This window comes from Moraxella nonliquefaciens, from assembly GCF_001679005.1.
Taxonomy (GTDB): domain Bacteria; phylum Pseudomonadota; class Gammaproteobacteria; order Pseudomonadales; family Moraxellaceae; genus Moraxella; species Moraxella nonliquefaciens.
The window spans coordinates 255,496-279,412 of record NZ_LXTW01000012.1; the positions used below are offsets into that span (position 1 = coordinate 255,496).

Genomic DNA, 23,917 nt, shown 5'->3' on the forward strand with positions numbered 1-23,917 from the left:
TATTTTAGTAGGTTATTTTTTTGATTTTATGGTTTTATATGAGGTAATGTGATGAAACGCACTCTTGTTTTGGGTTTTCTTATCCTATCGCTTGGTATGTATGGTTGTACTGAAAAAGAAAATATTGCCAAACAGCCTGCTTTGGAGAGTAATTCTTCAAACAACGTCCAAATGACAGAGAAGTCAAATGCCTTATCTCATTGGATTTTAGAAGAGGCGGACATTAGATTTTATAGCACAAAGACCGATAAGAATGATAATGACATTGTCGAGGAGGGTGTTTTTAATACCTATTCTGGCTATTTGGATAAGCAAGGTAACCTAAAAATGGAGATAGAGCTTGACAGTGTTGATACAGACATCTCTATCAGAGACCAAAGAATTAAAGAATGGCTTTTTGAGACAGCAAGATTTCCAAAGGTAGAGATTCAATCCCAAATGGATCATGACTGGATAAATGCTCTTGGTGTTCATGAAGAAGCAAGTAAAGTACAGCCATTGACCATCTCTTTTCATGGCAAGACAATACAAACCGAGGCTTCCCTTAAAATCATAAAGTTGGATGACAATACAATAAATGTGATGACACAAGAGCCTGTGCATATAAATCTGCTAGAACTTGAAATGATGCAGGGCTTAAATAGCTTAACAGAGGTGATGGATTTAAAGAGCATCAGTTATTTGGTGCCAGTCAAATTTCAAGGCAAATTTAAAAAACCTTAAATGATATTTGTCAAATCATACATAAAATGACTTTGCACCTAATTGGTTATATTGATATAAAATTTTATGCCTTAATAACGCCCTAAGACAATAATGCAACCCAATCATACGATGATTTATAAATGTTTATCTCGTATTTTTGTGTATTTAATGGCTCTTACTTTTTGGAATTTATTTTATGAAAAAAAATATATCATCATTCATGACAGTTTTATCATGTTCTTTATTGATGGCTTCTTGTTCTAATGCTGACAATTCATTAAAGAATGATGAAAATAAACAATCAGGTATTAATGCTGATGCCAATACCATCCAAAAACCATCTGCCCAAAAATCATCTTTTGATGTTAAAGTGGGTCTTATGTCATCTTCAACTGGTAATGCACCACTGATTTTTATTGACGAAAAGGGGGGCATTCAGGGTTTTGAGTATGACATTTTAAAAGAAATAGATGAACGTTCTGATTATAATTTTCAATATGAATATCAGCCAGGAGATGACCTTTTTAATGGCATGAATGATAAAGAGATAGACATGATTGCAGGTATTGAGATTAGCAAAGAACGAACTCAAAAATATAATATGACCAACTCTTATTTGGATGTTTATCCAATAACTTTGCTAAGCAAAAATCCCAAAATCAAGAAATTGGAGGATATTGATAAGAATTATACAGCTGTTAAAGAAGATTCAATGCAAACCACATTCACCATAGTCAAAGATTATGAAAATAATCATGACAATACCAACATAGATTATACGGTCAGTGATTGGATTTCTGTGCAGGCTCTTTTAAGAGATGATGTTAAAATTGCCATTGGTAATTCTGTTGCCATGCCTTATTTTTATTCAAAATATTCAACAAAAAAAGACCCTTTATATTTTTCCATTGATTATGATTATCCACAACAATCTTATGGATTTTTGATAAATAAAGAAAATGTGGACATGATGAATGACATGAATAAGCACATCCTAGATATGAAAAGTGATGGCACTTATCAAAAAATATTTAAAAAGTGGTTTTAGTTTTTAACTAATAACGAAAATGATGTTGTAATATAAATTGAAATATCTTTTTGATAAAACTGATTTGGGAAAAAATATGACTAAACTTACCGCCATCCGTGGCTTTAATGACATTTTGCCAGCCGAATCCGCCAAATGGCGAAAAGTAGAGCATATTTTGATGCAAGTGTTGGATGCCTATGGATTTGGTCAAATTCGTCTGCCTATGGTGGAGAATACAGATTTGTTTGCCCGTGGCGTGGGCGAGGCGACTGACATTGTTGAAAAAGAGATGTTTGGTGTGGTGCATGGCAACCAAAATACAGGTGCAGATGAAGATGATAAATCATTTACACTACGCCCCGAGGGAACGGCAGGGTGCGTGCGTGCGGTAATAGAACATAATCTGACCCGTGGCGATACACCAAAATTGTGGTATATGGGAGCCATGTTTCGCTATGAACGTCCACAAAAAGGACGATATCGTCAGTTTGCTCAGCTTGGGGTAGAGAGCATCGGTTCACCGCTACCTGATGCTGATGCTGAACTGATTGCGATGACGGCGATGATGTGGAGACGGCTTGGGGTTTTTGAGCATGTAAGCTTGGAGCTTAACACGCTTGGCGAGGCTCATGAGCGTATCGCTTATAAAACGGCATTGGTTGAATATCTGACTGCTCATTTTGATGGACTTGATGATGACAGCCAACGCCGTGTCAGTACCAATCCTTTGCGAGTGCTTGACAGCAAGGATGAACAGACACAGGCGATTTTGCTTGGTGCACCTAAGTTGTCTGACTTTTTGGGTGAGGAGAGTCGTTTGCATTTTGAGCAGGTGCAAAACTACCTACACACGCTTGGCATTGATTTTGTCATCAACCAAAAACTTGTGCGTGGGCTTGACTACTATAACAAAACCGTCTTTGAATGGGTAACGGACAAACTGGGTTCACAGGCAACGGTTTGTGGTGGTGGGCGTTATGATGGACTTATTGGCATCATCAAAGGCAAACCTGAACAGAGTGAGCCTGCGGTAGGTTTTGCCATGGGACTTGAACGCTTGATGTTACTTATAGAGGCGGTCAATCCCATCGCCGATACTACCGCCTGCGATGTCTTTGTTGTGGCAGGTGAGAATGTCTATATGAACGCTGTGTTGTACGCCAATGAGTTACGCACACATCGCCCAAATTTGCGTGTTAAAATGGCATCTGCCACAAGTTTAAAATCACAGATGAAAAAAGCCGATAAATCTGGGGCAGGGTTTACTGTGATTATCGGTGATGATGAGGTTAGCAGTCAAACCGTGTCAGTTAAGAACATGGCAACAGGGGAGCAGGTAAGTTACGCCATGATGGATTTTGATTTTTATTAAATGAAATGACAGATTGGGGCGTGTCTGTCTTAGAGTAAGAGCAATAAGCGGTGAAGTAGCAATTAAACGCTAAATTTGCCCATGAGCAGGTTTAGATATGTTTTAAGGAACAGCTAGTAATGAGTGATGAATTGGTCGTAAATGACAAACAAGCCATGTCTGCCCTAAAAATGCACGGCAACAAAATTGTGTGGGCGATCATTTTGGTATTGGTGGGTTATTTTGGGTGGGATTTTTATCAAAAAAACTATGCCAAGATTGATACGGTGGCAGCAGACAGTTATACATTAATCACCGAAAAAAATAATGAATTTACCCATCAAACTGATAAAGAAACAACTGCCAAGAATCAGGAGGCTTTATTTGCTGATATTGATGAATTGGTGGTAAATCATTCCAAAAGTGCTTATGCGTGGCAGGCTCTTATGATAAAGGCTCGCCATCAGTCAGATGATGGTCAACACACTAAGGCATCAGCAACCCTAAGACAGGCAAGTCAGATGAATTTGGATGATGAGGGATTAACAGCCATCACCAAACTAAGATTGGGGCAATCACTCATGGCAGAGGGCAGTATTGATGAGGCTTTGACATTGGTCAATGGTGAGTTTCCTGGGGCATTTACCAGTTCAAAGCAGGAGTTATTGGGAGACATTTACGTCCTAAAAAATGATGATGACAATGCCAAACAAGCCTACCAGCTGGCATGGAATGAGTTGTCTGAACGTGGCGAGAGTCGCTCTTTACTGAACCTAAAAATGCAGGCACTGGGCATGACACCAACAACCATCACACCCAAGCATCAGGTGGTAGCAACACCTAAGGCGGATGCAAGCACGGCACGTAATGCCCAAGAGGACAATGTAAGCAAGATGTCATCTGATGATGATGCAGGTGCGAATAAAACAGCACAGGTTCATGAGCGATGATGACATAAAATGGCAATATAAGATAAGCATGCTTTTTATTAACGCATGACAAACAAAACTTTGCTAAAATAAAGGCGTTTTGATACCAAACCACAATCAAAATACATAAATCAAATAAGGATTCGTATGAAGCACATCACCAAATCATTGACCGTGGCAAGCGTTGCTGTACTGGCATTAACTGCCACAGGGTGCGATCGTTTTGGTCGCAGTAAATCCCCTAAAAATACCCCTGCCAAACTTGTTAAGATTGATAACGAGATGGTAATCTTAAACAAAGTTGCCAGTTTTTCCTTGCCCCAAGCGGGTGGGCGTTTTAAAGGGAGTTATGCCAATAAAAAAGATGTGATTGATTTGCAAGTAGCTCAGCTGGGTAATATGCTCATCGCTGCCAGCGGTACAGGTGTGGTCAGTGCCTTTGATGGCAATGTGCAGGCGTGGTCGGTTAATGTCGGCGATACCATCACCAGTGGCGTGGCAACTGATGGCAGACTGGCGGTGGTTGGCACTCGCTCAGGCAAAGTGGTAGCATTTGATGCAATGAGTGGTAATGTGGTTTGGGAGCGAAATTTATCAAGCTCATCTCTTGCCCCTGCCCTTATTGGTGATGGTCGTGTCATGATATTGACCAACGATGGCGTGATTTATGCCCTAAATGCCAATGATGGTAATCAGGTATGGCAGTTTAGCACTCAAAACCCTACCATCAGCGTACGTGGTGCGGCAACGCCCATTCATTTGGATACCAATACAGCATTATTTGGCACAGCAGATGGGCGTATTCATGCCATTAATCCACAGGTAGGCACACCTCTGTGGACACGTCGGATAGGGCGTGCAATCGGTGGCAGTCGTGTGCATCAGATGAGTGATGTTGATGGCACGCCACTGGTGGTAGGTCAATATTTGTATGTACCAAGTTATAGTGGGCAATTGACAGGATTTGACATGAGTACAGGGCGTGCTTTGTTTGTCAGCGAGCTTGCCAGCACCAAATCACTTGCTCTACTGGGCAATCAACTCATCGGCACAAGCATTCATGGCGATGTGGTTGCTTTTGATGCGATGACGGGCGATGTGGTGTGGGAAAATAGTGAATTAAAATATCGTCGCCTGACCAACCCTGTTACCATCGGCAATCATGTGGCAGTGGGCGACTTAGATGGCGTGGTGCATGTTTTTGATAATACAGGAAAAATCATCAGTCGCACAAACACCAAAGGGCAACTGACCAGCTTGCAAGTGCGACAAAACCGTCTATACACTCAAAGCAGTCAAGATGTGGTAACAGTCTGGCAGTTTTGAGTGATAAATAACAAGTAAATACGAACTAGGTAAATACGAACCAAGGGGCGAGAGATATTGCCCCATTGTTCATCTCTTTGGTTACCAAATTATTTTGATGCACCGTAACGGTGTTACTCTTTGCACATCTTCAAAAGTTACGCCGTCTGCAAGTTCTACCAAAACCAGTCCCTTGTCGGTAACATCATACACCCCAAGCTCGGTAATAATGCGATTGACCACGCCTTTGCCTGTCAGGGGCAGTTAGTACTTTGGTAAAATCTTCGGTTCGCCATGCTTATTGACCTGTTCCATGAGTACAATGACATACCGAACACCTGCCACCAAATCCATCGCACCACCCATGCCCTTGACCATTTTATTTGGTATCATCCAATTTGCCAAATCACCTGTTTTAGATACTTCCATCGCCCCCAAAATGGTAAGATTGACTTTACCGCCTCGTATCATACCAAACGATTGTGATGAACTAAAAAAGCTCGCCCCTTTTTGGGCAGTTACGGTCTGTTTGCCTGCATTGATTAAGTCAGCATCAATTTGGCTTTCGGTAGGGAATGCTCCAATACCCAAAAGTCCATTTTCTGATTGGAGCATGACTGTCATGTCTTTTGGGATATGATTGGCAACCAATGTTGGTAGACCGATGCCCAAATTGACATAATAGCCGTCTTGTAATTCTTTGGTAGCACGCTGTGCCATTTGTTCTCTTGTCCAGACCATGATTATTCCTTGTTAATATGTTAATTTTTAATGGTACGTTGTTCAATGCGTTTTTCAGGATTGGCATTGACCACGATACGATGCACATAAATGCCTGGCAGATGAATCTCATCAGGGTCAAGCTCGCCTGTCTCTACCAACTCTTCAACTTCTACAACCGTGATTTTACCTGCGGTTGCGACATCAGGATTGAAGTTGCGAGCGGTTTTATTAAATATCAAGTTACCCATTTTATCTGCTTTATATGTCTTAGCAAGCGACGCATCAGCAACCAGTGAGTGCTCCATCAGGTACTTCACTCCGTCAAACTCTCGGATTTCTTTACCGTCAGCAACTTGCGTTCCTATACCTGTTACCTGTTTTTGTAAAAAAGCAGGAATGCCTGCACCACCTGCACGAAGTTTTTCGGCAAGTGTGCCTTGTGGGGTAAGTTCCACTTCAAGTTCACCTGATAGAAATTGGCGTTCAAATTCTTTGTTCTCGCCAACATAAGATGCGATCATTTTTTTGATTTGCTGGGTTTGTAGCAACAGTCCAAGCCCAAAGTCATCCACACCTGCGTTGTTGCTAATACAAGTCAAATTCTTAACGCCTGTCTCTTTTAGGGCATAAATCAAAGCCTCTGGGATGCCACACAGTCCAAAACCCCCTACTGCAATGGTTTGGTCATCCGCCACAATGTCAGCAAGGGCGGATTTGGCATTGTCATATACTTTTGTCATAAAAATTCCTTTTGATTATCTTTTGGCTAGCTTACATCACAATCTGCCTGCTTTTTTGGATGGGCTTTAATAAAGGCAGGCAAGATACCACAATACTCATCAATGGCGGTAATGGTTGGATAGGCGGACAAATCCACCCCAAAGCGGTTGGCGTTATATACCTGTGGTATCAGCACACAGTCAGCAAGCGTGAGCATATCACCAAAACAGCATTTGCCCGCCGTCTTTTGTAGTAGCTTTTCAAGGGCAGTAAAGTTTTCATGTATCCAATGGGCATACCACGCCCGCTTATCATCATCGCTGACATTTAGGCGTTGTTGTAGGTATTTTAAAACTTTAAGATTGTTAAGTGGGTGAGTGTCGCATGCTATCATCTGACACATTGTCCATACAGTTGCACGGTCAAAGGGCTCTGATGGCAGTAAGGGTATACTGGGGTAAGTGTTTTCCAGATAATCCAAAATTGCCAGCGATTGCATGATAATGCGACCATCGCCCACATCAAGGGCAGGGACAAGCCCTTGGGGGTTTTTGGCAAGATAATCCGCCCCAACTTGTTCGCCTTTGACCAAATGAACTGGCACATGGTCAGCATTTAAGCCTTTTAAATGTAAAGCAATGCGTATCCGATAGCTTGCCGATAAGCGAAAATAAGTATAAAGTTTCATCATATCTGTTTTGTGGATTCAAGCCTTGTCATTGTTATTCCTGTAAATCCAAAAAATAACGTCAAAAGTAAACAGCTGTAACAAAATACGGCATACGGTACATAATCCAGCACGGGCATGCCAAATATTCCTGTCAAAAACACCCCATACACGCCCCATGGTACCAAAGGATTGATGACCGTGCCTGAGTCTTCTATCGTACGTGCTAAATTTTTGGGATGTAATCCCAAGCGTTTAAATTCAGGGGCAAAGGTATTGCCTGATAACAGTAGACTCAAATACTGCTCGCCCACCAAAAAATTGACCCCAAATGCCGTCAAAGACGCTGCCAATACCGCACGGCTGGCACGAGTGAGCAGATGGGATATGGCAGACAGCAGGGCAGGCAATACCCCCAAAGCGTGCAACAAACCACCCAAGCTTAGTGCCAAAATTACCAAGATCTGACTAAAAAACATGCTTTGTAATCCGCCTCTGGATACCAGTCGTCCAACCTGACCAAGCTCCAAGTCCTTTGCAGGTTGATAGCCTGTAAAGAACCATCCGCCCAAATCAGCAAGAGTGGGCGAGCTGTGGGTATAAGTGATGGCAAGTGATACGATGATGGTTGCTGATATGGCGTAAATGGCGTTCACTCGCATGATGGCAAGGGCAACCAACACAACAAGGGGGAGCAGGGCATGGCCATGTACCAAGCCACTTGCTAACAAATTGTCCTGTAACACTGCCACATCCGCCAAGTTTGCCCTGCCACCATCTGATAGCATAAAAAACACCACCGCCGAGATGAGCCATGCAGGTATGGTAGTGTGCATCATGTTTTTGATATGTTCAAACAAATCAATGCCCACGATACTGGCGGCGATGCTTGTCGTGTCAGATAATGGCGACATCTTATCACCAAAGAGTGCCCCTGAGACCACCGCACCTGCGACCATGGCAGGGTTGGCATTAAAGGCTTCGGTCATGCCCAAAAATGCCACACCCACTGTTGCACAAGTGGTAAAACCGCTACCGAGTGCCACCCCAATCACACTTGCTAGGATAAAGGCGGACAAATAAAACATGTTAGGAGATAATACATCAAATCCATAATAAATGAGTGTTGGAATCGACCCACTCATCATGAGTGCCGATACCAACAGTCCAATTGCTGAAAACAGATAAATCGCCCCCATACCTGTGGCAACACCACCAATCATTCTATCTTGCATCGCCTCAAAGCTGATGCCTTTGGTAAGCCCAAACATCAACAGACCCAAAATGACAATCAAAAGCGACAACAAAGGCACAAAGCCCCATTTTATCATCGTAAGGGCAAGCACAAAGACCACAACAGCAGCAATGGGGACGGCTTGTTTGGGGGTTAAGTTTAGAAGAGGGGTTTGATTGCTCATAACAATTCCTTATTACCTGATGATGGCATTATATTACCATAAACCTTTGCCATCATTTAAAATAAATGTCATTATAATCAAAAACACCCCATAAATAAATATGATTTTATGGGGGTACTTATGGGGTTTTTAAAAAATAATTGTCATTTATGAAATATAATGTATTTAACTATATTTCCCATTTTTCCTGTATTATATGACTGTTTACCCAAGCACCCAAAACACCGCATACCACAACAATAAATCCAAACAAAAGCAAACTTAAAATAATCAACTCTGATTTAATTAAAAAAGTTATAGCAAATCCAAGCAGCACACAGCATTGCAGTGATAATACATAATGAGGCATTAGTTGTTTAGTATAATTTCCACAAAAATTGAGCATAAATTCACTCATAAGCGTATTTTGCACACCATTTCCGACACCAATTAACAATCCAGAAAAAAATAAAACAAAAATTACCCAATAATTAGACAACATACTTGCCAAACCAAACCCCATCATACCAACACCCATTAACCCAGCCGCCAAATAAGCACCAGAAACCTGTCCTATTTTTTTAAAGAAGTCACTAAATAACATTGGACTAATTAATAAACCCAGGCTCATCATAGATAAAGTTGTCCCATAAATAAATGGATTAAGATTTAACCGATGATTGATATAAGGAATGATAATAATATTTAATGCGGAAGTTAAAGAAATAGTAATCGTAAAAAATAATAAAACTTTTTGAATAGTATGGTTTTTTATAAATTGCCGATAAGAAATAATATAATTATTGTTTGATGTTTCATCTATTGGTTGTTGCTTATTAGAATGATGACCATTCAACATCAATAAAATAAAACAAAAAAAGCTAATGGCTGACAAAATAAATACCAAGTCCTTCTCAATAAAACCAAATGCCAATCCTGTTAAACTGGGAGCAAAAACAAATCCAGCGTTTTTAATGGTTTGAGTTAATTTGTTAGCAAGAGTTAAATTGTTAGAAAAGTAATTTGGCAACACTGATAAAAACACAGTCCACAGTAGCGAACCCAAATACCCCAATAAAAAACTAAGAACTAAAATCAACAATGCTGAATTAGCAAAAAAATAAAAGGCAAGTATGATCAACCCTTGTAGAAAAAACACAGTGGGTAAAATAATCTTTTCACTAATTTTTGGCAAAATAAACGCACCACTACGACTGGCAGTAACACCACCAATCATAGACAGAGTATATAGTAAGGTTAAATTTTTTGAGTCACCACTAGCTAATGTAAGAGCAAAACTAACCAACATTGCTTCATCAGCGAAACTTCCTAGTGCCAAAACAACGACTGCAATAATAACTAGCGGGTAGCGCATACCAAACACCCCCATAAATATAATTTATTTATGACAGCAAAGATATTCTCTTGCCCACATCTCTCAATATCAATAACCTTATTGTTTAAAATATAATTTAACAAAATGTCAATATCTTGATGATAAGAAATACAGGAACAATGACCATTAGATGATATAATTAACATATCGTCCGATCTAATCCACTGCAATACAGCATTATTATCTTTTATTAAGAAAAGACAATCCATTTTTTGTTTTTGTATTGGTCTAGGAACAAACAAACCCAAACTGGTTGTCTTAATAAGCTGATAGGCAATTATTTTAAGTTTTATATTAAACTCATTCAGTCTACTTCTAATATGATGAATAATATCAAGATTATCATCGCTTAGGCTTACCAATCCAGAATTAAAATTGTGATTGGGAAAATTATTGAATTTAATATGATTTAAACCATCACTTCCAACAAACAAACTCTTACCAACTTGTTCAAATATGGTATCAACATCATCATTGTCTTCCCAAAATGCGATATTTACAACTAAAGAAGTAGCACCTTTACTCTCTGCTACATGATAATAGTCATAAGGAAAATAACAAATATTGTCACTTCGGTTTTGAATGATTGTAGCACTATCCTTGTATTGTTCATAGTGTGGATATTTTAGTCCTTTTACTGTTTTTTGATTGGGCGACCAAGTATACATACTTTTGCCATTTCTTAGAGTAAAAGCAAAATTATGTGCATAATCTACATGCACGCCTGAATGTGTTGATGCATAATTGCCCAAAAAACAATCTACATCTACTCGTCCTGTTGGTTTTTTATCGGTATTATTGTAAATAATATGAGCAAAATTTCTTGCTATATCCCAAATCTGTGCATTGATAGTATGTAAGCCAAAATAAGCAATACACCAATCATTATTTTGGTTCATATGTTCAAGTCGTGTAATATAATTGTCCATATCAACATCATTGGATATCGCAAGCATATCACGATTTGGAATTGTATAATGCCATTGATGGAAGTAATAAAGTCTGTGGCTTTATTGTGTGTTTGAAAGTCTTGTAGGTGATTTTTATAATACAAAAAAGTTTCAAATATTATTTTCTCATCAAACATTATTTGGTGTGAATGCAATCGTGGAATGATAATCCACAATCTGAGATTGACCGCTACGCATCGTTGATGCTGGCGGTTCATCTGGCATCTGTGCATATTTTACATGCTTGCTTAGTGGGTTGAAGTCTTGGAGGGTCAAATCAGTCATCATATCCATAGTGATATCCTTGTTATATAGTGATATAGGTCATTGACAACCATATCAGAATAATAACAAAAGTCAAGACCTATCTTGAAAAAAATTAAGAAGAACAAGTATCAAAAAAACACCCACACAAATCAATTCTGGCGTGGGTGTTTTTAATAATTTCAATACAATTAAAACTCTGTCTTCATCGTATTGATAATCTCACCAAAAATACTATTGCTGTCTTTGTCATTCATATAAATCTTAACGGTATCGCCATCATCCATAAAAGGCGTTCTCTCACGCCTGCCATGAGTGCCTTTTTACGATTTTTAAAGGGGTATGCTAAGGCATGGGAGTGATGTTCTGCTGGTGTATTTCTTGCTGGTATGTTCTAAGTTGGCAATTGACAAATGCCCCACTTTGGCAATTTTATGTTAAAATAGCAAGTTTTATAAAATAACAACTGAGAACACCATGTCCTTAAAATCCGTAGTTGCCCTTATAGGTCGCCCGAATGTGGGCAAATCCACGCTGTTTAACCAACTCACCAAATCCCGCCAAGCCCTAGTTGCTGATTTGGCAGGACTGACCCGAGACCGTCAGTATGGCGATGTGTTTTTTGAAAATAAATCTTTCATCGCCATTGATACAGGAGGTATTGGCGAGGCTGATGATGGCAAGGGTAACATTGATGACTACATGGCGACACAATCATACACCGCCATTTACGAGGCAGACATGGTTGTGTTTGTTGTGGATGCACGAGCAGGACTTACCCCAAGTGATGAGGAGATTGCTAGGTTTTTGCACACGCTGGGCAAACCTGTCTTTTTGGTAGCCAACAAAACAGATGGCGTACATGATGCGTCCATTGCTGAGTTTTTTGGGTTGGGTTTTGGTGAGCCGATACCTACCAGTGCCAGCCATGGCAAGGGCGTAACGAGCCTACTTGAAATCATCACCGCTGATATGCCTGAAACAGTCGTTGAAGATTCCAAGGCAGATGGCTTAAAATTAGCGATCATCGGTCGCCCGAATGTGGGCAAATCCACGCTAGTCAATCGCCTTTTGGGTGAGGAGCGTGTTGTGGTGTTTGATATGCCAGGCACAACCAGAGACAGCATTTATATCCCTTTTGAGCGAGAGGGGCGAACTTATACACTCATTGATACCGCAGGGGTAAGACGGCGTGGGCGTATTGATGAGAAAGTGGAAAAATTTAGTGTCATCAAAACCTTGCAGGCCATCAAAGATGCGAATGTGGTTGTGTTGGTGATTGATGCTCATGAGGGCATTGTGGACCAAGATTTACACATGCTCGGCTATGCCTTAGATGCAGGACGGGCGATTGTGATTGCCATTAATAAGTGGGATAATCTCACTCAGGACCAAAAAGACAGTGTCAAAATTGAAATGGACAGACGTTTTCACTTTATCCCATGGGTTAAGATTCATCTGATTTCTGCCTTGTATGGCAATGGTGTGGGTAATCTGTATCCATCCATCCATAAGGCGTACGATGCGTCCATGTTTAAGGTGTCCACATCTCGTCTTACGCAGATTTTGCAAGATGCTGTGGCGGCCCATCAACCGCCAATGGTGAGTGGTCGCCGTATCAAACTTCGTTATGCTCACTTAGGTGGTCATAATCCACCTGTCATTGTCATTCATGGCAACCAAACAAGCAGTCTGCCAAAAAGCTATCAGCGATATCTTGAAAATATCTATCGTGAGGTATTTAAATTAGAAGGCACACCCCTTCATGTGGAATTTAAACAAAACGCCAACCCATATCAAGGTAAAAAAAATCCCGTCATCAAAAATAAAGCCAAAGTCATGCGAGAGCGTAAACGTATTGCTGGGTTTAAAAAACGGGATAAGAAGAGAGGGTAAGGTGTTTCATGGCAAATATCATTAATGCAATCATTCATTTAATTCAATATCCAATCATTGATTTGCAAGAAAGTTATTTGGGAAAAAACCGTATCAATAATGTTGGTGATGCCCTAGAACGTTATGTTCAAGATTTATTTTTGGGTGATTTTGACTTAGATGCCAATGATAGAAATGTGAAAATTTCTGAGTGTTTTTCTTATTTTGGCAATAGTAGTAACCCACCAGATATGATGTTAAAAGGTGGTGATGCGATTGAAGTTAAAAAAAATAGAAAGTAGAAATTCAGATTTGGCTTTAAATTCCAGTTATCCAAAGGCAAAATTACTCTCTGACAATCCAATGCTAAATAAAGCGTGTAAGAATGCAGAATGTTGGATGGTAAAAGATATGCTTTATGTGGTAGGTATTGTTGATAATGGGCGATTAAATGCCTTAACTTTTATTTATGGCGATGATTATTGTGCTGAGCAAGAAATTTATGAAACAGTTAAAAATAGAATCAAAACAGGTGTAGAAATGATACAGAATGTTGAATTTACACCAACCAAAGAGCTGGGTAAAATTAAACGTATTGATCCACTGGGTATTACGAATTTACGTGTGCGTGGCATGTGGCATATTGAAAATCCATTTAAGGTTTTTGATTATGTTTATCAAAGAAATTTTAATCATCAATTTAACTTCATGGCAATCATCAATGATCAAAAATGGCAATCATTTTCTAATACTGATGAATTGATAAAATTGATTAATAAAACGCCCAACACCAGTTTAATTGATATTAAAGTCAAAAATCCCAACAATCCAGCCCAATTAAGACCTGCCAAACTTATCCAGTTTTTTATTGGAGCCATGCAATGAATATTATTAGTCTATTTACAGGAGCAGGTGGCATGGATTTGGGTTTTAAGCAAGCAGGTTTTGATATTGTATTAGCAAATGAATATGACAAATCCATTTGGGCAACTTATGAAAAGAATCATCAAACGCCTTTATTAAAGGGTGACATTCGTCAATTTCATAATGATGATTTTCCAGAATGTGATGGTATTATCGGTGGACCACCGTGTCAAAGTTGGAGTGAAGCGGGTTCATTACGTGGTATAAATGATGCAAGGGGGCAGTTATTTTTTGATTATATTCGGATTTTAAAAGCCAAACAGCCTAAGTTTTTTGTGGCAGAAAATGTTTCTGGAATGCTTGCAAGACGCCATCATGAAGCGGTGCAAAATATCATTACCTCTTTTAAGGAGGCTGGTTATTCGGTATTTATTAAGATGCTTGATGCGTATGATTTTGAAACTGCTCAAAACCGAAAAAGAGTTTTTTATGTTGGTTTTCGTCACGATTTAATGATTGATGATTTTGATTTTCCACAACCAATTGAGCATAAGATATCTTTAAAAGATGTGATTTGGGATTTAAAAGACAGTGCCGTACCAGCGTTAGAAAATAATAGAACCAATGGTAAAGACTGTATTATTTCTAATCATGAGTACTTTATTGGCGGTTATTCTAGCATTTATATGAGCAGAAACCGTGTGCGTTTATGGCATGAGCCATCTTTTACCATCCAAGCCAGTGGCAGACAGGCTCCGCAACATCCTGATGCTCCAAGAATGACAAAATTAGCTGAGAACATTTTTGAATTTGATAAATTCAAAACAGATAGCTACCGCCGTCTTTCAGTACGAGAATGTGCCAGAATACAGGGTTTTCCTGATAATTTTGAATTCGTTTATTCATCGGTAAATGATGGTTATAAAATGATAGGTAATGCTGTACCCATTAAATTGGCTTATCATGTAGCAAATAAAATTATTGATTATCTAAAATAAACCATGTTCAAAAACATCCGCATTCTTATCCTACTTTGCATTTTACTCATCGTCGCTACTAATAGCTTTCGTGATAAGAACCACGATTGGCAAAAGCCTGTCTATGTTGCCATGTATCCTATTAACGTAGATAACTCGCCAGAGGTTGCTGGGTATATTGCAAGTCTATCTGACAAAGATTTTCAAGAGATAGAAAATTATTTGAATGCCCAAAGTAAAAAATATGGTCAAAACGCCCATTTTTATTATCGGTTAGGGCAAGAGGTTAAGGTTGTGCCCCCTGTCGTACCTAGAAATGGCACTGTGATTGATGCCATTATTTGGAGTTTAAAATTTCGCTATTATGCTTATAAACACACTCACGATATTGGCGTACCAACCAATTTACGGCTATTTTTGCAGTACCATCATCCCAGTAAAAAAATCATCACCGAGACCTCAACCGCCCTACAAAATGGACGTATTGGTACTGTTAATCTGTTTGGGGCATCAAAAAGAGGTGCTAATAATAATGTGGTCATTGCCCACGAGAGCCTACACGCTTTTGGTGCCAGCGACAAATACGACCTATCAAACGGCATTCCCATCTACCCACACGGCTACGCCAACCCCGCCCAAAACCCACGCTATCCGCAGACCCAAGCTGAGCTGATGGCGGTGCATATCCCCACATCGCCAACCACATTTGAGATGGCACGAGACCTAAAACAAACGGTTGTGGGCGAGATGACAGCATTTGAAATCAAATGGAAAAAACTGGATTAACCATGCTTTTTGAGACGCTTGCCATAAATAATGGGCGTATTTTAAATCTGGATTATCACAATAGACGATTTAAACAGGGGCAGTTATTTTTGCATTGTCAAACGATGATTGATGATATTGCCAATATTGTTAATATTTCTGATGAGTTTGATAATAAATTTATCCGTTGTCGTGTTACTTATGATAAATATAGCATAAAAGTAGAATATTTTGATTACATCCCAAAATCCATTCAATCTTTTAAAATAATAGAATGTGATAGTATAGATTATGCTTATAAATATGATGATAGAAATTTATTAAATCAGTTATTATCCCAAAAGGGCGATTGTGATGAAATTATCATTATAAAAAACGGCTTGGTTACGGATTGTTCTATTGGCAATTTATTATTTTTAAAAGATGATATTTGGTACACACCAAATACACCATTATTAAAAGGAGTGCAGCGGGCTTATTTATTGGAAGCTCAAAAAATTCATTTGGCAAATATTGATAAAAATAACATTTGGCAATATGAAAAAGTGATGATGATAAATGCCCTAAATGCTTTTGATGAGAATCGGGCGGTGTTAATTAAAAATATTAAGGAATGATATGCTAAGATTGGCGATTTTTGCAGACATTCATGGTAAATTTTTATTACCCTTTAAATTGGTGGATTATTATCAAACCCTGACAGGACAAGCGATTGATGCCATTATTCAATGTGGCGACATGGGAGTATTTCCTGACAAAAACAACATGGATAAAGCGACATTAAGACACGCCAGACATGACAGAGATGAGTTGGGTTTTATGGATAATTTTGTCAAAATGGATAGTGACATTGCCAAATTTTTAAATACGCTCAATATCCCCATGTATACCGTGCGTGGCAATCACGAAGACCATGATTTTTTGGATAATTTAGAAAATAACAGCGATAAAAATTTGCCTTATTTTCATATTGATTGTTATCAAAAAATTCGGGTATTAAAAACAGGCTTTCCACTCATATTAACCAATGACACCGACAGCATTAGCCTATTGGGCATTGGGCGAATTGGCGATAGAAAAGGGCGAGAGCATAAAACGTTTATCCAAAACTATGAACGAGAACAATTAAAAAAGCTCTATAAAGCCTGTGGCGACATAGATATTTTAATCACTCATGACAAACCAATCGAAAGTATTCGTAGTTATGGTTTATCTGACGTGGCAGACGCGTTGGATAATATCGCTTTTTGTTATCATTTTTATGGGCATACGGGCGAGCCTTATCATGAAACACTTGCTGATAATCGCATTACCCAATCGGTAAAAATCAAAGAATTGGAATTTAATCAAAAAGGCAAATTAGAAACAGGCTCTATGATAATTTTAGAAAAAGACAAAGAGAATATCAGCATAAAAAGCGTGCCATTATTTGACATTATTCATTTTGATAAAGAAAGTTGGCGATATATATGACTGTTTGGGATTTTTATAAAAATTTTTAAAAACCCCTTGACTTTTTATTTTTATCGCTTATCATATACACATTCACGCACCAAATACGCTTGGTGCATTTCATTTACCCAAACAGCAATAGGAGTAAAACAATGTCTGTATCTTACAATCTTTGTAATTCAAAAAAGACCAGCCGTTTTGACTGTTTGGGCAAATCATTTTTGATATAAGCCTTATATCAAGCCAAACACATAAAGACGGTGGCAAGCCTTAATCTACAAGGCTTTCACCGTTTTTTATTGTCTAAAATTTGCCCAAAAAATCGCTAAGATTTGTCTTAAAAATTGATAAACTGCTTTATCATTTTTGACGGTTTTCTTTTCCCAAAATTTTATCATTTATTTATCATTTTTATATTTAAAAATGATTGGGGAAGTATTGTCTTTTTAATTTGTATTTATTTGTTTTAGCTAAAAATTGAATGATTTTTGGTTGGGGAGTTTTATATCAAAAATTTGGTTTTTTTTAAATACACCTAATGAAATTAATATTTATCACAGGCTTTGTAGGGGCGTGTTGCACACATCTTGATGATATAACGATTTTATTGGACGTGCTCAGCACGTCCCTACACCTACATATCATAAATTTGTGCTAATGTTAATGCTCCTTTATCTAAATCCCCAAACCAACCCAAAAGAGAAATAATTTTATGAGTATCGGACTTATTTTAAATGAAAATGGCAACAATGGCGTGCCTGTCAAAATCTTTACCAAAGACGTGGAACAAAAGGCGTTAAATCAGCTCTACGCGATGAGCCAGTTGCAATTTATCCATAGCCATATCGCCGTCATGCCTGACGTTCATGCGGGCAAGGGGGCGACTGTGGGGAGCGTGATTCCGACCAAATCGGCAATCATTCCGTCTGCGGTGGGCGTGGATATTGGCTGTGGCATGAACGCCCTACGCCTGTCTATCAAGGCAGAGCAGTTGCCCGACAACCTAAAACCTGCCCGCCTTGCCATTGAAAAACACGTCCCTGTCGGCTTTGAAAAGCACAAGCAAATCATGGCAAAAATGAGTACGCTTGACCCGCTTGCCATTCGTCTCAAAAAAATTACCGACAAGCACAAGGGTTTATTGAAAATGATGAGTAACTTTGACAGAACGTGGGCAAAACAGCTTGGCACGTTGGGCGGTGGCAATCACTTTATTGAGCTGTGCGTGGACGAGAACGATGATGTGTGGATTATGCTTCACTCTGGTTCTCGTGGGATTGGCTCGTGTATTGGCGAGTATTTTATCAGTCTTGCCAAAAAAGTGAATGAGACGTGTTTTGGTTATATTCCTGACCGTGAGCTGTCGTATTTGGCACAGGGTACGCCGTTTTTTGAGGATTATATTGAGGCGGTGGGCTGGGCTCAGGACTATGCGACTGAAAACCGCAAGGAGATGATGAGACTCATTATCAAAGCCTTACAAAGCAAAGACGCACAATTTCCCCGCTTTACCGTAACCAAAGAGGCGATAAACTGTCATCACAACTATGTCAGCCGTGAGAGGCATTTTGGCAGTTCGGTCTATGTAACTCGCAAGGGGGCGATTAGTGCCTATGAGGGCGAGCTTGGCATTATCCCTGGCTCTATGGGGGCGAAATCCTATATCGTGCGTGGGCGTGGCAATAGCGAGAGTTTTTGTTCGTGTTCGCATGGGGCAGGGCGAAAAATGAGCAGGGGGCGTGCGGTGCGTGAGTTTGGCTTGGCGGATTTGGTGAGCCAAACGGACGGTATCGAATGCCGTAAAGATAAGGGCGTGTTGGACGAAATTCCACAGGCGTATAAAGATATTGATGAGGTCATGGCAAACCAAACCGATTTGGTGGAGGTTGTGCATACCTTAAAGCAGGTGATGTGTATTAAGGGGTGATGAATGATTTTTGGACTACTATCTGATTTTTTATTTGTCATTTTGTAAAATAAGTGCAGGGGCAAATTACATTTGCTCTGTGTTAAATTTGGATTTTGGGGTGAATAAATTACCCTTATACGTCCAAATTCTAAAATATATTTTGATTTAGTCCAACATAGGAAAATAATATGAAAAACCAAAAAGAGCTTATCAAACTTGGCGAAAAATTGGCAAATCACCCAATTTACCCAAGTGCGATTAAAGTACGCAACCAAACCGCCTTAAACCCTTTATTAAAAAAGGGTGGTGTTCATGATAAAGACAACCCCAAAACACGCCATAAAAAAGAGCGTGCTAAAATACGTTTGCACCTAAAACATAAGGGGTATGACAATAATTTTTAAAAATTTTTCAAATTTTTTGTAAGATATTTGCTCCACGTCCGTCTAAGGTATATCATAGAATGGTTTATGATGTTCAATCGGAGTTTATTATGTCAAATCTTAACCGTAAAATCACAGGCCTTGCAGCAGCAACCTTACTGGCGACAGGGCTGAGTGCTTGCAAAGAGGAAAAAATGCAAGCACAGCCACTGGCACAAGGCTATCAAAATGCTGATACCGCCCAGCCTGCCGTCGCACAGCCTAATCAAGCAGTCGTCTCCGACACCAAAACCGCCGAAGGCAAATGCGGTGAGGGTAAATGCGGTGAAGCAGGATGTAGTGCGACCATGGGGGACAACAAATCAGCGTCTGCCAGTTGTGGAGCAAGTACCGCCAATGCTGACAAATCAGCATCTGCTGCTTGTGGGGCAAGCACTGATAAAAACGCTAATGCCAGTTGTGGCGGTTCAAAATAAACAGTTTTTTGATGGCAAATACAAGGTTATGATGTTTTGTAACCTTGACTTTCGTTCTTTTTACTTATTTAACGCTCTTTTTGATGGGTGAGTCGGAGAAAAATAATGATACAAACCAAAAACTTAATCATAGGCTTTGGTAAAGCAGGCAAAACATTGGCGGGACTGTTTGATAAACATGGTCAGAGTACTGTTTTGGTTGAGCAATCGGACAAAATGTATGGTGGAACGTGTATTAACGTGGGCTGTATTCCCTCAAAAAAACTGATTCATGAAGCCAAAACGGATGGTTTTGATGAAGCCATGCAAAACAAAGATGCCCTTATCAGTACTTTGCGTGAAGCAAATTTTAACAAAATCAATGATTTATCAAACGTGCGTGTCATTACCGCACAGGCAAGTTTTGTTGATGATAATACCGTTACCCTATCTACAGGCGAGACGGTGCGTGCTGAGCGGATTTTTATCAACACAGGTGCAACCCCCATCATGCCAAACGTGGCAGGCGTGGATGGTGAGCGTATTTATGACAGTACAGGGCTGTTAAACTTAGGCGATACGCAAAAAACCGCCCCCAAGCGATTGGTCATCGTGGGTGCAGGATTCATCGCTCTTGAATTTGCCTTTATGTATCACGCCTTTGGCAGTCAAGTAAGCATTGTTGAGCGGTCGGAGGAGTTTTTAGCAAACGTTGATGATGATGTGCGTGAAATTGTCCTTGATTTGTTAGATGAGCGTGGTATTGAGTTGCATTTGGGACAAGACGTCCAAGAGTTTAGACATCAAGATACCCACACTCAGGTCATCACCGATAAACTGACCCTAGATGCTGATGCCGTGCTTATTGCCATTGGCAGACAGCCCAACACAAACAGTCTAAACCTACAAAACACAAGCGTGCAATTAGATGAGCGTGGTTATGTGGTGTGTGATGATAAACTAAAAGCCACAAACAATATTTGGGCCATGGGCGATGTTGCAGGCTCACCACAATTTACTTATATCTCGCTTGATGATTATCGCATTGTGGCAGATGATTTGTTTGGCAGTGGCACACGCCAAAGAGCTGACCGCAATATCTTCCCAACCAGCGTCTTTATCACACCGCCTTTATCACAAATTGGCATGAGTGAAAAACAAGCCCAAGTAAGTGGTAAAAATTATCAAGTAGCAACCTTAGCTGCCCAAAACATTGTTAAAGCCAAAATGACAGGCAACACCAAAGGTTTATTAAAAGCGGTTGTGGATAAAGACACCAATGAGATTTTGGGTGTTACGCTGTTTTGTGATGACAGCCATGAGATTATCAACTTATTTAAACTGGCAATGGATAATGGCGTTAAAGCAGATTATTTTAAAGGACAGATTTTTACGCATCCAACCATGAGCGAATCATTAAATGATTTATTTGCTCAATTTTAAAATGGTTTTTTATAAAGGTATGTTATGAAAAAATTTACTCTGACCATCATCATGGGTGTGTTTGGATTGACAGCATGTAACAGTTTTGCCAACATGCCCATCAAAGACAATACAACCCAAACACAGGTTCAAACACCAATCACACCAAAGGCAAAAGGCGTTTGGATTGATGTTCGCACCCCAGAAGAATATCAAGCGGGTCATTTGACAGATAGCATCAATGTCCCTGTTGATGATATCACCAAACGTATCTTTGCCATTGAACCTAATAAAGACAGTCCCATCAATCTATATTGTCGTAGTGGCAGACGTGCCGAGGTTGCTCGTACGCAACTGCTTAAATTGGGTTATACCAATGTTACCAATCACGGTGGTTATGAAGATTTAAAACAACAAGGCTATCGTTAAGGGATTTTTTATGAAAATTAATGTTGGCAAACCCGATAAAATCGTGCGAATTGTTTTGGGTGTCGTTATTATTGGTGTGGGTGCTTATTTTGGTTCGTGGTGGGCAATCGTTGGGCTTGTGCCTTTATTGACAGGCTTTATGAATTTTTGCCCCATTTATCATCTTTTGGGCATCAGCACCTGTAAATACCATGCTAATAAAAACCTCAATAAGTAAAAAGACAGACATGACAGATAACAAATCACCACATGGGGCAGGGCTTGGCTTTCGCCGTGAATTATTACCACAAATGTCTCTTGATGATGTCAATGCCATTTATCAATTAAGCCATATTGATTTTTTTGAGGTCTCGCCTGAAAATTGGATAAATTCCCAAGGCATGATGGGCGGTCGTTTTGAAAGTATCTTACGTGCTTATACCGAACGGTTTTCATTCATCTGTCATGGACTTTCTTTATCTATTGGCAGTTCAAAAGAATTGGACATTACTCATGTCAATAATATCAAAACATTCATGAAATCACACGGCATGAATTTATTCACCGAGCATCTGTCTTGGTGTGGTGATGATAAAGGACATTTATACGATTTATTGCCCATACCTTGCACCCAAGAAGCGGTATTTTGGGTGGCTGACCGCATAAAAAAAGTACAGGACATTTTAGGCTCTCAAATCGGTATTGAAAATGCCTCATACTATTATCTGCCCTCTCAAAGCCAAATGTCTGACAGTGAATTCATTTCAGCGGTGATAAAAGAGGCGGATTGTTTGTTACATTTGGATGTGAATAATATTTTTGTCAATAGTCAGAACTTTGGTTTTGACCCACACCAATATTTGCGTGAATTACCCTTAGAGCGGACGTGTTATTTACATGTGGCAGGACATTATGTGGACGATGATGGTCTGATTGTGGATACACATGGCGATGGCGTGGTAGAGCGTGTTTGGGCATTGCTAAATGATGCTTATGAGTTGATTTTTGCCAAAACGGGCAAAACGGCGGATAAAATTCCAACTTGTTTGGAGCGTGATTTTAACTTTCCAAAACTTAGCGAGCTTACCCGTGAAGTAAAATTTATCCGAGAAATTCAACAAATCCACAAAAATAACACCGTAACTAAATTGGCTTAATGGTTTAATAAATTCTTATGGTAATGATGACAGATAAAGCACCCAATTTACGCAGCTTTCAGCGTGAATTTGGTGATTATATTAGAAAGCAAAAACACGATGATGGCGATACCGTGCCTTCTCGTGTTGGGCAGTTATACCAAAATTTGATTTATAATAACATCTCTGGCTTTATAAACCAATGCTTTCCCATTACTCGTAAAATCATTGAAGTGCATTTTGGTGCATCGCTTTGGCAAAATCTCATCAAAGATTTTATAAAACATGGTGATATGACAAGTCCGTATTTTAGTGAAATTAATGAGCAGTTTGTTGGTTATTTGACAGATGATATTTTGAATAAATTTTCCTTGCCACTTTATTTATCTCAATTTGTTCATTATGAATGGGTGGAGCTGTATGTGGATAATCTGCCCAATGACAGCCCTAAGCCTGTTTTTATTCATCAAAATGAACCTATTATCATCAATCATACCGCCCAGATTTTGTATTATGAATGGATGGTACAAGACATTAGCGTGTCATTTTTACCCAATAAAAAACAGCCGACGTTTTTGGTGGTATATCGTCAATGTATGGATAATGTCTTTAAAACCGCATTTATGGCAATTGACCAACTGACATTTATCATATTGACCTTTATTCAAGAAAAGCAAAAGCAAGGCGTGTGTTATCAAAATACTTATGAATTATTATTACAACTACAAAAAACCTTTGAATTAAATGATGAAATTTTAAATGATATAAAATCATCATTTGATGACTTGTTAAATACCATGCTAGACAACCAAATTTTTTATAAAAGATAAGGAG

General features: G+C 39.3%; 26 protein-coding genes and 1 pseudogene. 20 read left to right on the forward strand and 7 right to left on the reverse strand.

Features of this window, described 5'->3' with window-relative positions:
• Positions 1–51: 51 nt before the first annotated feature.
• The 5 genes from A7456_RS05410 to bamB all read left to right on the forward strand — a co-directional run bounded on the left by A7456_RS05410 (position 52) and on the right by bamB (position 5,341).
• Positions 52–723 carry a YceI family protein gene (locus tag A7456_RS05410; protein ID WP_067008356.1) on the forward strand — a complete coding sequence of 224 codons (672 nt, stop codon included), beginning with the start codon at positions 52–54 and terminating at the stop codon, positions 721–723.
• 202 nt (positions 724–925) lie between these two features.
• Positions 926–1,753 carry a substrate-binding periplasmic protein gene (locus tag A7456_RS05415; protein WP_158512486.1) on the forward strand — a complete coding sequence of 276 codons (828 nt, stop codon included), beginning with the start codon at positions 926–928 and terminating at the stop codon, positions 1,751–1,753.
• A 76-nt stretch (positions 1,754–1,829) separates the two neighbouring features.
• A complete protein-coding gene (hisS, locus tag A7456_RS05420; protein ID WP_067008362.1) occupies positions 1,830–3,107 on the forward strand; it encodes a histidine--tRNA ligase in 1,278 nt (425 codons plus the stop codon).
• A 119-nt stretch (positions 3,108–3,226) separates the two neighbouring features.
• Positions 3,227–4,036: a YfgM family protein gene (locus tag A7456_RS05425; RefSeq protein ID WP_067008365.1), complete on the forward strand. Its 810-nt coding sequence runs from the start codon at positions 3,227–3,229 to the stop codon at positions 4,034–4,036.
• 126 nt (positions 4,037–4,162) lie between these two features.
• On the forward strand, positions 4,163–5,341 hold the full coding sequence (gene bamB, locus A7456_RS05430) for an outer membrane protein assembly factor BamB (RefSeq protein WP_067008368.1): 1,179 nt from the start codon (positions 4,163–4,165) through the stop codon (positions 5,339–5,341).
• 81 nt (positions 5,342–5,422) lie between these two features.
• Here bamB and A7456_RS05435 read toward each other — a convergent pair.
• From A7456_RS05435 to A7456_RS11535, 7 genes and pseudogenes are all read right to left on the reverse strand, one after another.
• Positions 5,423–6,061: pseudogene (locus A7456_RS05435) on the reverse strand (3-oxoacid CoA-transferase subunit B).
• 20 nt (positions 6,062–6,081) lie between these two features.
• Positions 6,082–6,783 (reverse strand): CoA transferase subunit A, encoded by a 702-nt coding sequence (locus tag A7456_RS05440; RefSeq protein WP_067008371.1) that lies wholly within the window; start codon positions 6,781–6,783, stop codon positions 6,082–6,084.
• A 26-nt stretch (positions 6,784–6,809) separates the two neighbouring features.
• On the reverse strand, positions 6,810–7,451 hold the full coding sequence (gene maiA / locus A7456_RS05445; RefSeq protein WP_067008373.1) for a maleylacetoacetate isomerase: 642 nt from the start codon (positions 7,449–7,451) through the stop codon (positions 6,810–6,812).
• The gene (locus tag A7456_RS05450; protein WP_067008376.1) at positions 7,451–8,848 is read right to left on the reverse strand and encodes a Na+/H+ antiporter NhaC family protein; all 1,398 of its coding nucleotides are present in this window, start codon (positions 8,846–8,848) and stop codon (positions 7,451–7,453) included. Before A7456_RS05450 ends, maiA begins: the two co-directional genes overlap by 1 nt.
• 169 nt (positions 8,849–9,017) lie before the next feature.
• On the reverse strand, positions 9,018–10,202 hold the full coding sequence (locus A7456_RS05455; RefSeq protein WP_082995458.1) for an MFS transporter: 1,185 nt from the start codon (positions 10,200–10,202) through the stop codon (positions 9,018–9,020).
• Positions 10,187–11,152, reverse strand: coding sequence for a hypothetical protein (locus A7456_RS05460; RefSeq protein WP_227713294.1), 966 nt, complete (start codon positions 11,150–11,152; stop codon positions 10,187–10,189). Before A7456_RS05460 ends, A7456_RS05455 begins: the two co-directional genes overlap by 16 nt.
• A gap of 150 nt (positions 11,153–11,302) precedes the next feature.
• Positions 11,303–11,467, reverse strand: coding sequence for a hypothetical protein (locus A7456_RS11535; RefSeq protein WP_169816055.1), 165 nt, complete (start codon positions 11,465–11,467; stop codon positions 11,303–11,305).
• A 447-nt stretch (positions 11,468–11,914) separates the two neighbouring features.
• Between A7456_RS11535 and der the strand changes: the two genes are divergently transcribed.
• From der to A7456_RS05530, 15 genes are all read left to right on the forward strand, one after another.
• Positions 11,915–13,333 carry a ribosome biogenesis GTPase Der gene (gene der / locus A7456_RS05465; RefSeq protein WP_066888725.1) on the forward strand — a complete coding sequence of 473 codons (1,419 nt, stop codon included), beginning with the start codon at positions 11,915–11,917 and terminating at the stop codon, positions 13,331–13,333.
• An 8-nt stretch (positions 13,334–13,341) separates the two neighbouring features.
• Positions 13,342–13,614: an NgoPII family restriction endonuclease gene (locus A7456_RS11900; protein ID WP_265091093.1), complete on the forward strand. Its 273-nt coding sequence runs from the start codon at positions 13,342–13,344 to the stop codon at positions 13,612–13,614.
• On the forward strand, positions 13,583–14,197 hold the full coding sequence (locus tag A7456_RS05470; protein ID WP_265091094.1) for an NgoPII family restriction endonuclease: 615 nt from the start codon (positions 13,583–13,585) through the stop codon (positions 14,195–14,197). Before A7456_RS11900 ends, A7456_RS05470 begins: the two co-directional genes overlap by 32 nt.
• Positions 14,194–15,174 (forward strand): DNA cytosine methyltransferase, encoded by a 981-nt coding sequence (locus tag A7456_RS05475; protein WP_067008381.1) that lies wholly within the window; start codon positions 14,194–14,196, stop codon positions 15,172–15,174. The genes A7456_RS05470 and A7456_RS05475 overlap by 4 nt, the downstream gene beginning before the upstream one ends.
• Before the next feature lie 3 nt (positions 15,175–15,177).
• The gene (locus A7456_RS05480; protein ID WP_067008384.1) at positions 15,178–15,939 is read left to right on the forward strand and encodes a hypothetical protein; all 762 of its coding nucleotides are present in this window, start codon (positions 15,178–15,180) and stop codon (positions 15,937–15,939) included.
• Between the two features lie 104 nt (positions 15,940–16,043).
• On the forward strand, positions 16,044–16,535 hold the full coding sequence (locus tag A7456_RS05485) for an aminotransferase class IV (RefSeq protein ID WP_158512487.1): 492 nt from the start codon (positions 16,044–16,046) through the stop codon (positions 16,533–16,535).
• A 1-nt stretch (position 16,536) separates the two neighbouring features.
• Complete coding sequence (locus A7456_RS05490; RefSeq protein ID WP_067008390.1) at positions 16,537–17,391, forward strand: metallophosphoesterase family protein; 855 nt, start codon at positions 16,537–16,539, stop codon at positions 17,389–17,391.
• Between the two features lie 691 nt (positions 17,392–18,082).
• On the forward strand, positions 18,083–19,297 hold the full coding sequence (locus A7456_RS05495) for an RtcB family protein (RefSeq protein ID WP_067008393.1): 1,215 nt from the start codon (positions 18,083–18,085) through the stop codon (positions 19,295–19,297).
• A 170-nt stretch (positions 19,298–19,467) separates the two neighbouring features.
• Positions 19,468–19,683, forward strand: a complete 216-nt coding sequence (locus A7456_RS05500) for a hypothetical protein (protein WP_051225941.1) — start codon at positions 19,468–19,470, stop codon at positions 19,681–19,683.
• 89 nt (positions 19,684–19,772) lie between these two features.
• Complete coding sequence (locus tag A7456_RS05505) at positions 19,773–20,138, forward strand: HvfA family oxazolone/thioamide-modified RiPP metallophore (RefSeq protein WP_145916068.1); 366 nt, start codon at positions 19,773–19,775, stop codon at positions 20,136–20,138.
• Positions 20,139–20,243: 105 nt separating this feature from the next.
• Positions 20,244–21,560 (forward strand): FAD-dependent oxidoreductase, encoded by a 1,317-nt coding sequence (locus tag A7456_RS05510; RefSeq protein ID WP_227713295.1) that lies wholly within the window; start codon positions 20,244–20,246, stop codon positions 21,558–21,560.
• Between the two features lie 24 nt (positions 21,561–21,584).
• A complete protein-coding gene (locus A7456_RS05515; RefSeq protein WP_062498237.1) occupies positions 21,585–21,968 on the forward strand; it encodes a rhodanese-like domain-containing protein in 384 nt (127 codons plus the stop codon).
• A gap of 10 nt (positions 21,969–21,978) precedes the next feature.
• A complete protein-coding gene (locus tag A7456_RS05520; RefSeq protein ID WP_065255386.1) occupies positions 21,979–22,185 on the forward strand; it encodes a YgaP family membrane protein in 207 nt (68 codons plus the stop codon).
• Between the two features lie 10 nt (positions 22,186–22,195).
• Entirely contained in the window at positions 22,196–23,104 is a 909-nt protein-coding gene (locus tag A7456_RS05525; protein ID WP_067008399.1) for an HvfB family MNIO-type RiPP peptide maturase, read from the forward strand.
• A 26-nt stretch (positions 23,105–23,130) separates the two neighbouring features.
• A complete protein-coding gene (locus tag A7456_RS05530) occupies positions 23,131–23,913 on the forward strand; it encodes an HvfC family RiPP maturation protein (protein WP_067008402.1) in 783 nt (260 codons plus the stop codon).
• Positions 23,914–23,917 lie beyond the last annotated feature (4 nt).